At 47.3% G+C, this 13,932-nt stretch carries 14 protein-coding genes and 3 riboswitches; of the genes, 3 read left to right on the forward strand and 11 right to left on the reverse strand.

Annotated elements, in window-relative coordinates:
* Positions 1–112: 112 nt before the first annotated feature.
* From J2736_RS10655 to gcvH, 6 genes are read right to left on the reverse strand one after another with little or no spacing between them, the layout of a single operon-like run.
* Positions 113–385 (reverse strand): hypothetical protein, encoded by a 273-nt coding sequence (locus tag J2736_RS10655; RefSeq protein ID WP_310226245.1) that lies wholly within the window; start codon positions 383–385, stop codon positions 113–115.
* Between the two features lie 49 nt (positions 386–434).
* On the reverse strand, positions 435–1,853 hold the full coding sequence (gene lpdA / locus J2736_RS10660; protein WP_310226247.1) for a dihydrolipoyl dehydrogenase: 1,419 nt from the start codon (positions 1,851–1,853) through the stop codon (positions 435–437).
* Positions 1,854–1,882: 29 nt separating this feature from the next.
* Entirely contained in the window at positions 1,883–2,761 is an 879-nt protein-coding gene (gene sdaAA, locus J2736_RS10665) for an L-serine ammonia-lyase, iron-sulfur-dependent, subunit alpha (RefSeq protein WP_310226249.1), read from the reverse strand.
* Between the two features lie 5 nt (positions 2,762–2,766).
* Complete coding sequence (gene sdaAB / locus J2736_RS10670) at positions 2,767–3,441, reverse strand: L-serine ammonia-lyase, iron-sulfur-dependent subunit beta (RefSeq protein WP_310226251.1); 675 nt, start codon at positions 3,439–3,441, stop codon at positions 2,767–2,769.
* A gap of 15 nt (positions 3,442–3,456) precedes the next feature.
* Complete coding sequence (gene lipA / locus J2736_RS10675; protein ID WP_310226253.1) at positions 3,457–4,344, reverse strand: lipoyl synthase; 888 nt, start codon at positions 4,342–4,344, stop codon at positions 3,457–3,459.
* A gap of 14 nt (positions 4,345–4,358) precedes the next feature.
* Positions 4,359–4,745 carry a glycine cleavage system protein GcvH gene (gene gcvH, locus J2736_RS10680; protein ID WP_310226255.1) on the reverse strand — a complete coding sequence of 129 codons (387 nt, stop codon included), beginning with the start codon at positions 4,743–4,745 and terminating at the stop codon, positions 4,359–4,361.
* 162 nt (positions 4,746–4,907) lie between these two features.
* Positions 4,908–5,027, reverse strand: a riboswitch (glycine riboswitch).
* A 144-nt stretch (positions 5,028–5,171) separates the two neighbouring features.
* Positions 5,172–5,273, forward strand: a riboswitch (glycine riboswitch).
* Positions 5,274–5,276: 3 nt separating this feature from the next.
* Positions 5,277–5,380, forward strand: a riboswitch (glycine riboswitch).
* Between the two features lie 94 nt (positions 5,381–5,474).
* Between gcvH and gcvT the strand changes: the two genes are divergently transcribed.
* Genes gcvT through gcvPB form a run of 3 tightly spaced genes read left to right on the forward strand, consistent with a single transcriptional unit; the run spans position 5,475 to position 9,459 of the window.
* Entirely contained in the window at positions 5,475–6,587 is a 1,113-nt protein-coding gene (gcvT, locus tag J2736_RS10690; RefSeq protein WP_310226259.1) for a glycine cleavage system aminomethyltransferase GcvT, read from the forward strand.
* A gap of 5 nt (positions 6,588–6,592) precedes the next feature.
* A complete protein-coding gene (gene gcvPA, locus J2736_RS10695; protein ID WP_310226261.1) occupies positions 6,593–7,951 on the forward strand; it encodes an aminomethyl-transferring glycine dehydrogenase subunit GcvPA in 1,359 nt (452 codons plus the stop codon).
* A gap of 17 nt (positions 7,952–7,968) precedes the next feature.
* A complete protein-coding gene (gene gcvPB, locus J2736_RS10700) occupies positions 7,969–9,459 on the forward strand; it encodes an aminomethyl-transferring glycine dehydrogenase subunit GcvPB (RefSeq protein ID WP_310226380.1) in 1,491 nt (496 codons plus the stop codon).
* A 249-nt stretch (positions 9,460–9,708) separates the two neighbouring features.
* Here gcvPB and J2736_RS10705 read toward each other — a convergent pair whose 3' ends face one another.
* Genes J2736_RS10705 through J2736_RS10725 form a run of 5 tightly spaced genes read right to left on the reverse strand, consistent with a single transcriptional unit; the run spans position 9,709 to position 13,916 of the window.
* Positions 9,709–10,446: a glucosamine-6-phosphate deaminase gene (locus J2736_RS10705; RefSeq protein WP_310226263.1), complete on the reverse strand. Its 738-nt coding sequence runs from the start codon at positions 10,444–10,446 to the stop codon at positions 9,709–9,711.
* Positions 10,447–10,473: 27 nt separating this feature from the next.
* Positions 10,474–11,463 carry an ROK family protein gene (locus J2736_RS10710; RefSeq protein WP_310226265.1) on the reverse strand — a complete coding sequence of 330 codons (990 nt, stop codon included), beginning with the start codon at positions 11,461–11,463 and terminating at the stop codon, positions 10,474–10,476.
* A gap of 10 nt (positions 11,464–11,473) precedes the next feature.
* Positions 11,474–12,178, reverse strand: coding sequence for a copper homeostasis protein CutC (locus J2736_RS10715; RefSeq protein ID WP_310226381.1), 705 nt, complete (start codon positions 12,176–12,178; stop codon positions 11,474–11,476).
* 9 nt (positions 12,179–12,187) lie between these two features.
* Positions 12,188–13,027, reverse strand: coding sequence for a carbohydrate ABC transporter permease (locus J2736_RS10720; protein WP_310226267.1), 840 nt, complete (start codon positions 13,025–13,027; stop codon positions 12,188–12,190).
* Between the two features lies 1 nt (position 13,028).
* Positions 13,029–13,916 carry a carbohydrate ABC transporter permease gene (locus J2736_RS10725; protein ID WP_310226269.1) on the reverse strand — a complete coding sequence of 296 codons (888 nt, stop codon included), beginning with the start codon at positions 13,914–13,916 and terminating at the stop codon, positions 13,029–13,031.
* Between the last annotated feature and the right edge of the window lie 16 nt (positions 13,917–13,932).

Genomic DNA, 13,932 nt, shown 5'->3' on the forward strand with positions numbered 1-13,932 from the left:
AAACAGCGATTCAGAAGGAACGCTGTTTTATTCAAATCGTTTACTTCCTAGTTTCTCTCTGCTGATTAGCTTTAACCATTGATCCCCTTATGCCTCAATCAAGCAACTGCAACTAAAAATCAGCAGCAATTGACATCATGATCGCAATCACCATACCACCGAATGAAAGCCAGAATGTAACAGATCTAAAAAGTAACTTATAATTAAATTCCAACATACTGTTGTCTAGTTGATTAGCATTATTTCTATAACCAGGATTCTGCTCAGTTACTTCATCAATAGTTACTACAGCTGGCTTATTCAAACCCTTGGCATACATCGTGAATATTAATAAAACGAGTGACCCCCAAAATAAATAATCAAAATAATCTGATGTTTCTTTCATGTTGTCACCTCATTTTATTTGATCACTAAGGTTGAAATACCATCTCGGCTTACATTCCCAATGCCAGACGATCAACACTCAGCATGGACTCACTCATGATCTCTGAAAGTGATGGATGCGGATGGATCATGCGGCCAATTTGCATCGAAGTTGCTTCCAATAACTGAGCAAGTGCGGCTTCACTGATAAAATCCGTGACATGCGGACCAATCATATGTACGCCTAATATCGTCCCCGTCACTTCTTCCGCCACGACTTTGACAAAGCCGTCGGACTCGCCGAAGACGAGCGCTTTACCAATTGCCTTAAATGAAAACTTGCCAATCTTGACCTTATAATCGGCTGCAATTGCTGCTTGTTCAGTCAAACCAACGCTTGCCATTTCTGGACGACTGTAGATACATTTGGGTACAGATGATGCTGAATGCGAGTGTGTCTCCAACCCACAAATGCGTTCTACCGCCGTTACACCCTCATGACTAGCCACATGTGCAAGCTGTAAACCTCCGATGACATCACCAATTGCATAGATATGAGGATCTGCCGTTTGCATGCCATCATCAACAACGATACTGCCTCGTTCCACGACAACGTCCGTGCGTTCCAGTCCGAATCCTTCAATATTTGCCATACGTCCAATTGACACCAACATACGTTCAGCTGTTAGCGTTTCTATCTTGTCCCCTTGTTCAATCATCACTGTAAGCCCGTTATCATCAACGTTTACGCTGCCTTCCAGCAATTTGGCTGAGGTATACGATTTAATTCGCCGCTTCGCAAACAACCTGGATAGCTCCCGGGAAATATCTGCATCCTCCGTCGGCACCAAGCGATCCCCAGCTTCGACAACTGTAACCTGTACACCGAAGTCACTGAGCATGGAAGCCCATTCTACACCAATTACGCCTCCACCGATTATGATGATTGAGGTGGGCAACGCTGTCATTGCGAGCGCATCATCGCTTGTCATAATCCGCTCATCAAGCGGAAGTCCGGGAAGAAGGCGCGGTCGCGAGCCCGTTGCTATGAGTAAATCTGCGTAGGCAATGCGCTCCACAAGCTCCCCTACCCCATTGGCCACTTCGATAATCCCGTTATACCCATCATTCGCCTGACAATATACAATCGTGCCAAACCCTTGGTACACAGTGATCTCATTTTTCTTCATAAGAAATTGAACGCCTGCATGCAACTGCTTTACAATAGAGTTTTTGCGCGCTATCACGCCTTCAAAATCAACTTCTATATGCGAGGTTTTTATCCCAAAACTCTGACTGCGCTTCATCGTCTCGAACAACTCGGCGCTTCGGAGCAGTGTCTTACTTGGAATGCAGCCTTTGTGGAGACAGGTTCCGCCAAGCGCATCTTTCTCCACAAGCGCCACCCTTTTGCCCAGCTGAGCTGCCCGAATGGCAGCGGTATATCCGCCAGGACCACCGCCTAAGATAATGATATCGTACTTAATCATGTCACATCCTCCTGTCAATGATCAGATGACTAACCACCCATTCTAATGCTCTCGGTGATCTTGCGTCCTGTAGGTGTTTGAGCGAGCCCGCCAAGTGCGGTCTCCCGATGTTCCATTGGCATCGAGGAACCAATTTCCAACATAACACTGATGACCTCGTCAGACGGGATGACGCTTCGCACGCCAGCAAGCGCCATATCTGCCGCAGCAAGTGCATTCACAGCCCCCATGCCGTTACGTACGATGCAAGGTACCTCAACGAGCCCCGCAACCGGATCACAGATCAATCCGAGTGTGTTCTTCAGAGCCAAACCAACCGCGTGAACGGCTTGCTCGGGACTGCCCCCGTGGAGCTCAACAAGCGCGCCCGCCGCCATTCCGATGGCTGATCCAATTTCTGCTTGGCACCCGCCCTCAGCACCTGAAATAAAAGAGTTGTTGGCAATAACATAACCGATAGCGCCAGCAGCGAATAGCCCCATAACGAGCCGTTCGTCTTCCCAATCGAAGCGTTCCTGCGTGCTGACAAACACTCCTGGCAGAATTCCGCAGGATCCAGCGGTCGGAGTTGCCACGATGCGCCCCATCGAGGCATTAATTTCAGACACGGCGAGGGCATAAGCCATCGCTTTCCCACCCCATTGCCCAACGAACGGCTCTTCTGCAGCAATGGAGACGTTCATTTTCCGACCGTCACCGCCAATAAGTCCGCTTCTTGAGCCTGCTTCCATCTCCAATCCTTTGCGTACAGCCGTTTTCATCACTTGATAGTAATCAGACATTTGGTTATAGACTTCATACACCGAAACGCCAGCTTCCTTCGCTTGATCGTGAAGCATCAACTCACCAATCGTCAAGGCTTCTCGCGTGCATATCTCTGTTATATCCTGCAGTGTTCGAAATCGCATGGCAATTACCCCTTTGTGTTCAAATCGATGAAGTACACCTGTTCAACGGATGGCAATCCCGTTAAGGATTGCAGCAAATCACGCTCCGGTAATCGATCGCACTCCAGGACTGTCATCGCTGAACCGCTTCTTTCAACCCGATCGACCCGCATATGACCAATATTCAAGCCTGCATCGCGAATTGCATTCGTAATCGAGGCGATAACACCGACCTGATCAGCGTGCGCAATTACAATGGTCGGGTAATGTCCCGTAAAACCTGCATCGAAGCCGTTTACGGAATGAATTTCGATATTCCCTCCACCAATGGACGCACCGCCAATCGTTATCGTTCGATTGCCGCGAATAACTTTAATTTCTGCATAGTTAGGATGTGGCCTAGCCCCTGTGCCTTTTCGCAGCGTGAATGTCATTCCTGCCTTTTTGGCCTCATCGAATGCTGTAGGAATCCGTTCATCATCTGTTCCAAAATTAAGCAACCCACCGACAAGCGCTAGATCAGTACCATGTCCAGCGTACGTTTCGGCGAAAGAACCGAATAATGTAATCTCCGCTTCTTCGGGAACACCATCTATCAATTGCCTAGCTACACGTCCGATGCGTACGGCGCCGGCTGTATGTGAGCTGGATGGGCCGACCATAACAGGTCCGATAATGGAAAATACATCTTTAAACCGCATCGATGCACCTCTCTCCTAAACAAGCCCTGATATTGCTACTTTTGCCTGCTCCGCTTGCTCATGCGCATGGTAAGAGCTTCTCACTAGCGGCCCTGCTTCCACATGGGTGAGTCCAAGCCCAAGACCGATTTGCTTTAATTCCTCAAATTCAGTTGGATGATAATAGCGATGAACTGGCAAATGTTTGAGCGTAGGCTGCAAATATTGACCAATGGTTACAATATCGCAACCTGTATCACGAAGATCAGCTAATGCTTCTACTATTTCCTCTTTAGTCTCCCCAAGCCCCACCATAATCCCCGATTTAGTCACTTGCTTGTGACGCAACTCCTTGGCATTACGCAGTAGCTCGAGTGAACGAACATATTTGGCTTTAGCCCGAACCTTATCTGATAAGCGTTTAACTGTTTCTAGATTGTGATTTAACACATCAGGACCCGCTGCGAGCACAATCGATAGTCGATCCCTATCTCCGCCTAAATCTGGTATCAGCACTTCGACATTGGTAAACGGGTTCATTGCTCGAACTTCTTTGATTGTCTCAGCAAACATAGAAGCCCCATGATCCGCCAGATCATCTCTTGCTACCGATGTAATCACCACATGCTGCAGCCCCATTTCGTTCACAGACTGCGCAACATGACGAGGTTCCTCCAAGTCTAGTTCCGTTGGTGAACCAGAATTAACCGCACAGAAACGGCAAGCGCGTGTACATATATTACCTAGGATCATGAAAGTCGCCGTTCGCTGACTCCAGCATTCATAAATATTCGGGCATTTCGCTTCCTCGCAGACGGTATTCAGCTTTCGACCGCGCATCATCGTTTTGATTTGCTGAAATTCTTCTCCTGCCTGTAACGAAATTTTCAACCATTCTGGCTTGCGCTCTCTAACTTGCTGCATAGCGTTTCCCCCTACTAAGACGTATAGGCTTTATATTCCTCAGCACTTAGAAGCTCAGCTACAACGGCCGCAGCATCCCCAGTCACTTCAACTTCGATAATCCAACCATCTCCGTAGGGATCCGCGTTGACAAGCTCTGGTGAATCTAGCAATCTTTCATTCACACTCGTCACCTTGCCTGTAATCGGACTGAACAAATCAGATACGGTTTTAACTGACTCAATGGACCCCATCATTTGATCCGCTTCTAACTCTGCACCAATTTCAGGAAATTCTACGAAAACAATATCGCCAAGCTGTGCCTGCGCGAAATCGGTAATCCCGACTTTGATTCGTTTCCCTACAACCTCAGCCCATTCATGTTCCTTCGAATAACCAAATCCAGCTTTTACTTCACTCATAGTTAGCACCCTTCCGTTATCAAGTTAGTTTGTTTTAAAAATAAGAAAAAAGGACAGAGTATCGGCTTATTGCCGAATTCCCTGTCCTTGGTACCTGAGAGTTTATGCGCTTCTTTCGAATCGCAGTACCCCTTTGGTGGCTGTTGGCTCTCTCCAGAGTTGCGTCGAATGGCGGTTCTTTGTACCTGAGAGATTAATCGATTAGCTGGCTAGCCATCGACTTGCTCCTTCGGTGCCTGGAACTGAATCACTCCATTTCCAGGTCTCTCCCAACCATCGTCATCCGCTTATTCCATTTGAAAGTAGTGTAAAACAGATGATAGGTACATGTCAAGATACTTAACAAACATTTGCTTCAGATCAAAAAATCTATTGACTTCCCTTACAAATCTCCTGTATAAGTGTATTAACAAACCAAATATGCGGATGATGGTAATGGGAGAGATCGCCTAAGCGATGTAAATGGCGGCGCCGAAGGAGTAAACCTAACATGGTGAATCTCTCAGGCAAAAGGACCATTATCGGACGCACCTCTGGAGAGAACGCGCTGGATACCCTCATATCCGTGCGTCACCAAAGGGGAAAGCCGTTAAACCAACCGGTTACGGGGTAACTCTCAGGTACAAAGGACAGAGCAAAAAAGTGAACGAAAAGCAGTTTAACTGCGTTCGTTAACTTTTTTGTTGCTGTTCTTTTATTTATCTAATCAATAATTAAGGAGGGTCATCTATGACGCTTGAACTGAAAAGAACACCTCTTTTCCCACACTACGCGGCATTCCCAGATGCACGATGCATCGATTTCGGCGGATGGGAGCTTCCCGTCCAATTTACGGGGATACAGAAGGAACATGAGGCCGTTAGAACGAAGGCTGGCTTATTTGATGTTTCCCATATGGGAGAGTTCATGGTCACAGGCAGCTATTCCGAGTCCTTTCTGCAGCGGCTGACAACGAATGACGTGAGCAAACTCAAGGATGGTCAAGCACAATACACATTGATGTGTTACCCACACGGCGGCGTTATCGACGACCTGCTCGTTTACCGTATAACAGCCGATCAATACCTGGTTGTCGTGAATGCCTCTAATATTGACAAAGACTTCGACTGGATGAGCGAGCATCTTATCGGAGATGTCACATTGGAAAATAAATCCGATTCGCTGGCACTGCTTGCCCTTCAAGGCCCTGAAGGCGCAGCAATTCTTCAAATGGTCACTGAAAACTTCCAGTGTCAGCACCTCGCTCCTTTTCACTTTGCGACAGACGTCATGATCAATGGCGTCAAAACCCTCTTATCGCGTACCGGATACACAGGCGAAGATGGCTTCGAGATATATATCCCGGCTGATGAAGCGGGGCAAGTGTGGCAGGCACTGCTTACAGCAGGCGAAGCATACAATCTTGTTCCAGCAGGACTTGGCGCACGCGACACGCTGCGCTTCGAAGCTCGGCTCCCGCTTTACGGCCAAGAGCTATCGAGTACCATTTCTCCACTTGAAGCTGGCGTTGGCTTTTTCGTCAAATGGGATAAAGGCGACTTCATCGGCCGTGATGCGCTGTTGAAACAAAAATCCGATGGTATACCTCGCAAGCTCGTCGGCATTGAAATGGTAGACCGCGGAATTCCTCGTCACGGATACGGCGTTTACTCACACGGCAAACAAATCGGCGAAGTTACAACCGGCACACAATCTCCAACGCTGAAGCGAAACCTTGGGCTTGCACTCATCGATGCCGACTTCGCAACGCCGGATGCTGAGCTTTGGATTGAAATTCGCGGCAAGCGTTTGAAAGCCGTTATCGTAAAAACCCCATTTTATAAACGAACATCCAAGGAGTGATTCCCATGACAAACCTACACCGTTACATCCCAATGACCGAACAAAATCGCACAGATATGTTAGCAACCATCGGCGTCCAATCCACAGAGGACCTATTCCGTGATATTCCCGAGGAAATCCGCTATCGCGGCACACTCCCTATGTCCTCCGCCATGGATGAATTCACACTGCTTGGCCATATGAAAAAGCTCGCTGGACGCAATGCTGACACGGGTAGTTACACGAGTTTCATCGGTGCAGGCATTTATGACCACCACCTCCCCGTCGTCATTAACCATATGATCTCACGTTCCGAATTTTACACAGCGTACACACCTTATCAACCAGAAATTAGCCAAGGTGAGCTTCAAGCCATTTTCGAATTCCAATCCTATATTTGCGAATTGACCGGCATGGCTGTCGCGAATGCAAGCATGTACGACGGCGTAACCGCCTTGTCGGAAGCAGGCGCACTGGCCGCCGGGGCTACGAAACGCAAGCAGCTCATCATCTCCCGCACAGTTCATCCCGAAGCGAGAGAAATGGTAGCCACCATGGCACATGGTCTTAACTTAGACATCGTCGAAGTCGGCTTTGCGAACGGGGTGACGGATCTCGCGGCCCTAAGTCAAGCAGTAACAACTGAGACCGCTGCCGTTCTCATCCAATCACCGAATTTCTTCGGCTGTATCGAAGACTTAACCGCTATCGAGCCGATCATCCACGGAGTCAAAGGCTTGTTCGTTGTAAGCACCAATCCGATCTCCCTCGGACTGATTGAATCGCCTGGCAAGCTTGGCGCCGACATCGTCGTCGGGGACGCACAACCGCTCGGCATCTCACAATCCCTCGGCGGACCTACGTGCGGTTTCTTCGCGGTCGCTGACCATTTGATGCGTCGGATGCCTGGCAGAATCGTCGGCCAAACAACAGACATCGATGGCAAACGCGGCTTCGTTCTAACCTTACAAGCAAGAGAGCAGCACATTCGCCGCGAGAAAGCGACGTCCAACATTTGCTCCAACCAAGCACTTCTCGCGCTATGTGCATCGATTTATTTGTCCACGATGGGCAAGCAAGGCATGATAGATGTCGCCAACTTAAATCTGCAAAAAGCGCATTACGCCGCTGGACAACTCACGATGAAACGCGGCATAAAAATGCCGTTCTCGTCGCCATTCTTCAACGAATTCGTAATAAAACTGCCAGAGGGCACGTCCGTGAAGGACATGAATTTACGCTTGCTCGAAGCTGGCATCCTCGGTGGATACGACCTAGGCCAGGCTTACCCGGAACTCGCTGGACACATGTTAATTGCTGTCACAGAAAAACGTACGCGTGATGAAATCGATCACTTCGCTAACAGACTGGAGGAATTAGCATGATTAACACAGAAGAGATCATGAACTTGAACGAAACGAAACCAAACACGTCCCCGAAGCCGGAAAAAGCGTTAATTTTCGAGTTGAGCACACCAGGCCGTGTCGCTTATTCGTTACCAGCCTGTGATGTACCTGAAGCATCGCCTGACACCTATATCCCAGCGTCGATGCTGAGAGAAATACCTCCACAACTGCCGGAGGTTTACGAGGTCGATGTCATTCGCCATTATACCGAGCTTTCAAGACGGAATTTTGGTGTCGACAACGGTTTCTATCCACTTGGTTCCTGTACAATGAAATATAATCCCAAAATCAATGAGGACACAGCGCGCCTTAGCGGCTTCGCTAACATCCACCCTTACCAGCCTGAGGAAAGTCTGCAAGGTGCATTAGAACTGCTCTACACACTACAAAATGACTTGGCTGCTTTGACGGGCATGGATCAGGTTACTTTGCAGCCAGCTGCTGGTGCACACGGTGAGTGGACGGGACTCATGATGATTAGAGCCTATCACGAAAGCCGAGGAGAACACCGCACGAAAGTCATCGTGCCGGATTCCTCCCACGGCACCAACCCAGCTAGCGCCACCGTTGCTGGATTCGAGACGATTACAATTAAATCCAACGAACGCGGTATGGTCGATCTCGATGCATTGCGCGAAGCTGTAGGCAGCGACACCGCCGCACTGATGCTAACCAATCCGAGCACACTGGGCTTGTTCGAGGAGCAAATCACACAAATTGCACAAATCATCCACGATGCCGGCGGCCTGCTCTACTACGACGGCGCAAATTCCAACGCGATTATGGGGATTACCCGCCCAGGCGATATGGGCTTCGACGTTGTTCACTTAAACCTGCACAAAACGATGAGCACCCCTCATGGCGGTGGTGGTCCTGGAGCAGGTCCAGTAGGTGTCAAAAGCTTGCTGATTCCTTTCCTTCCGAAACCAATTGTCGGACTCCGTGAGGATGGTACCTATTTCTTCGATTATGATCGTCCTGCTTCCATCGGTCGTGTTAAAGCATTTTACGGAAATTTCGGCATCTTGGTCCGCGCCTACACGTACATCCGCACTTACGGTCCAGATGGTTTGCGCCACGTATCCGAATGTGCGGTATTGAACGCCAACTACATGATGGCCCGACTTTCATCGCACTATGAAATCCCTTATCCTGGCGTATGCAAGCATGAATTCGTGATGTCAGGCCGAGGGCTCAAAACGTATGGCGTCAGGACGTTAGACGTCGCCAAACGATTACTCGATTTCGGCTATCATCCGCCTACGATTTACTTCCCGCTTAACGTAGAGGAATGCATCATGATCGAGCCAACTGAAACCGAGAGCAAAGAAACATTAGATGCTTTCATCGACACCATGATCCAAATTGCCGAAGAAGCCAAAACGACGCCCGAACTCGTCCTGAACGCACCTTACGGCACTGTCGTACGCCGACTCGACGAAACGACTGCTGCACGCAAACCAATTCTTAACTGCTCTTGCAGTTAAGATATACGAAGAGGGCTGCTCCTACACAGGAGCAGCCCTCTTTTTAATACGATTGACTTAAATGACAAGCAAGATACACCTTCAACCAATCAAAAAAAAAAAAAAAAAAAAAAAAAAAAGAAACCCGCTTTCTTAAAGCAGATTTCCCTTCTTCTATGATGAATAGTATACCAATTGAGCCATTATCGTCAGGTGTTCCCAGCCAATAGCCATATTTACTGTCGAGACTATGAGTGGCACTTAAAAAGTCTAGTATAATGAAATTTTTGAAGCCGCCGCAGCATCGAGAATAACCGTCACATTCGCATGCAGCTGCAAGAAAGACGCTGGAACGCTAGTTGTTATTGGCCCCGTAAAAGCTTTTGCCACCATGTCTGCTTTATTCTCGCCTGTAGCAACAAGAACGATATTCCGCGCTTTCATAACGGCCTCCAAACCGATCGTTATCGATTGCTTAGGCACCTCTTCCTCCGAATTAATATGCGGAGATTGAGAAACTCTGTTCTCTTCGAACAATTGTGAAATATACGTTTTCGCCGGTATGTGATCGCCAGGTTCGATAAAAGCAATATGTCCGTTTAGGCCTAGTCCCATAAGCTGCCAATCAACGTAACCTAGATCAGCCAACACTTGATCAAATCTAAGGCATTCCGCCATCAGATCTATTGAACTGCCATCGGGAATTTGCGGTTCGTATCGAAGGGTTTGAAGCTGGCCAAACAAATGCTCTTGCATGTAGGTCCGATAACTTTCCGGATGATCAGCCGAAATACCGACCAGTTCATCTGGGTTAATGAATCTCGCTTCATGAAAGGAAAGCTCTCCAGCTTGCTCCCGTCGGATCCACTCTTGATAAATTCCATATTTGATAGGTGATGAGCCCGTGGTCATGCCAAGCACCGATTTCGGATTGCGCTTGATCTGTTCTGATAACAGGTCCGCAACTCTAGTTTTAATTTCACCTGCCGGTAAGACTTCAATTTTCAATCGAATTCACCTCTCCTTCATTTATCTTTAGATTGTAACTGCTTGATTCTCATATTTCCATAGTAATGCAGCGCCAACTGCCCCTGCTTCTACGCCAAGAGATGAACGAGTCATTTTTACATCTTTCACCATATCTTCGATGCCAAGTTTCTGAATTGTGCTCCACATGGGCTCGAAAAGCACATCCCCGCTTAGAGACACACTTCCACCGAAAATGATGATTTCCGGATTAAAGAGATGAATAATCGTCACCATCGCCGTTCCGAGCGCTTCCCCCGCCTCTTTCAGTAAAGCGATAGAATAAGGGTCACCGATTGAAGCAGCCTCCGCCACAAGCTTCGCAGTTACCCTTTTCGTATCATGTCCAGCCATGTCAGCCAGCGGTGTGGTTCCCAGCTTACCGGCAAGGATATCTTCAGCGGCTAGACGGGCTATTGAATTGCCGGAGGCATACATTTCTACACAGCCTCTATTCCCGCACTTACATATAGGCCCTTTCCGATCAATGCTGATATGTCCGATCTCCGCTGCATTGTTAGAAGCACCCAGCAGCATATGACCACCACTAATGACACCGCCCCCTATTCCCGTGGACACGGTTACATATAAACAGTCCTCTGTCCCTTTGCCCGCTCCAACGATCCATTCTCCCAGCGCTGCTGCACTTGCATCATTGATTAACCGAACAGGTATACCAAATTTCCGTTCCAATATCGGTCCTAACGCAACATTTCTCCAGCCTAAATTCGTAGACAGAACAATTGTTCCCGTTTTCATGTCAAGGATACCCGCAGTTGCGATACCTAGACTTAAAATGCTGTGAGCATTCAGATTGGGTACAGTGGAAAGCAGCGACTCAATCATATGGATTAACCTTCTGATGACCTCATGCTCCCCTTCGGCTGCTAAGGTAGGCTGTTGATCTTTGATTAGTACGCGACCTTGTGCGTCCACCAAAGCAGCCAACATTTTGGTTCCACCAATGTCTATTCCTAAAAAGTACCCGTCAATTGTCATAGTTGCTCCTTCATACATCTGTCTTAATAGACTCGTACCTATGTTGTTTAATCTGTTGGATCGCAATGTGATCGATGGAGCCAAGCGGGTCGCCATTCATCCGGACGCCTCTCCCGAAATGCACCTCTTGAACTCCTGTTTCGGCTACAAATGTAGGCAAGGATTCAATCGTAAGCCCACTCCCCGCCAAAATCTGTATAGACGTCTTATGACTCCAAGCGACCAATTGCTTCATCTCCTGGATAGCATCCAAAACATTGGGTTTACCGCCCGAAGTAAGAATCCGATCAATTTGCTTGAACTTATCTAACTCATCTAGCGCTTCTTGAACATCCCGAACTTCGTCGAACGCACGGTGAAAGGTGACGGAGAGCCCCTCCGCTGCTTCCAACAATCTCGCCACCACTTCCACATCTGGACGCCGGTCTTGCGTAAGCGCGCCAAACACCACCCCAGCAGCCCCAAGTTGTTGGACGATGCGGATATCCGCAATCATGGCGGCAACATCGAGGCGATCATAGCAGAATGAATAACTATGAGGTCGGATCATCACCTGGATAGGAAGCGTGGTAGCCTGAATCGCTGCTTCAATTAGCCCATAACTTGGTGTTAACCCACCTTCCAGCATGCCGGTAATGAGTTCGATCCGATCGGCACCACTCTGTTCAGCCGCAATAACGTCCCTCACACTCGTAGCAATCACTTCTAACAACACATGTTTCACCTAACCCTTCACAGCACCTTGCGTTAAACCAGCAACGATATATTTTTGAACGATGGCAAACATAATAACGACAGGAATGAGTGAAATAATGCCCGCCGCACTCATTTGCCCCCAGTTGATATCGAATTTCTGAACAAAACTACTTAAACCGACAGGAACCGTCTTAGCCGATTCACTATTGGTGAACATAACCCCGAAGAACAAATCGTTCCACGCACCAATAAAAGCAAACACAAAAGTCGCCACGATACCTGGCTGCATCATTGGCAACACAACTTTTGACATTGTCTGAAATTTGTTGCAACCGTCAATCATGGCCGCTTCTTCCAAAGAAACCGGTATTCGCTGAAAGAAACTGGACATTGTAATTAAACAAAATGGTATATTCATTGCCGTGTACGTAATAATCAATGCTGGCAGCTTATTTAATAGATGAATTTGGCTAAAAGTAATAAACAAAGGTACTAGGATTACCATGATAGGAACCATTTGGGTAGCCAAAAATGAAACGAGCACAATTTTTTTACCCTTAAATTGATATCTGGCCAAACTGTATCCTCCCAAGATGGAAGCAAGCAGAACCAGAATTGAACTACTCATGCTGACTGTAAAGCTGTTTAATAAATATCGAGGAAAACTCGTATTTTGCAGGGTATCAATATAATTTGCCAACGTAAGCGCTTTGGGCCACAAAGTCAATTGACCGCTATATATTTCTTGTCTTGTTTTTAAAGAAGTCACAAGGATCCAATAAAAAGGAAGCAACGTACCTAACGCAAAAAGCGCCAGCACAACAAATCGAACTAATTCAGGAGCCGCTTTTCGTCCGAAGGAAGTCATTTTAAAAATCACCTGCATCGTCATATTTGGTTGCACGAAGGAAAATTAACGTATAGATAACGAGGATAATCAACATGAGTACGCCAAGAGCGGACGCTTGCCCAAAATCCGTTGTATATGAAATCTGATTGAATATGTATGATGACAGATTATGCGAAGTGTTAGCTGGCCCCCCATTGGTCATGATATAAATAAGATCCGCCGAGTTGAATACCCAAATGACTCGAAGCAATACGGTAAGGATTATCGTCGATTTAATGAAAGGAATGGTCACATAAAATAGCTTCGTCCATCTGCCAGCACCATCAATATCAGCGGATTCGTAAATATCTTTAGGCACCGATTGCAAAGCAGCCAGCAGCATGATTCCAAAGAACGGTACGCCGTACCAAACCATCGCGATAATAATGGGAAAAATCGAAATGCCAGGAAGCGCCAAAAACGAAATGCCTTTCTCCACGATTCCCATCTTAATTAACAGATAGTTAATCAATCCATTTTGCTCACTGAACATCCACTTGAATATCATCCCGATCAAAAAAGCGGAGACCGCCCATGGTAGAAATACAACGGATTGGTAGATGTTTTTGCCTTTAAACTTCGTATTTAATGCCTGTGCTAGAATAAACCCGAGAACGAATTGCAGACCGACCGTCATAACGACCCACAGTAAAGAATTCAACAGTATTCGAACGATATTGTTGTCTGTAAGTATGGCTTTAAAGTTCTCCAAACCAGAGAAACGAACGTCATTCGGTTCAAACAAAATATAGTGCATAAAGGCAAGTTTAAAGCCTTGGAGCAGCGGATATGCAAAAAAAGCTAACAGGATCAGGATGGCAGGAGCAATAAGTAAGTAAGGCTCCCATAGTTTCAATCTCAATTTCAAAGCCACTTCACCTCCC

It is taken from the genome of Paenibacillus qinlingensis (assembly GCF_031455095.1).
GTDB classification, from domain to species: Bacteria; Bacillota; Bacilli; order Paenibacillales; family NBRC-103111; genus Paenibacillus_E; species Paenibacillus_E qinlingensis_A.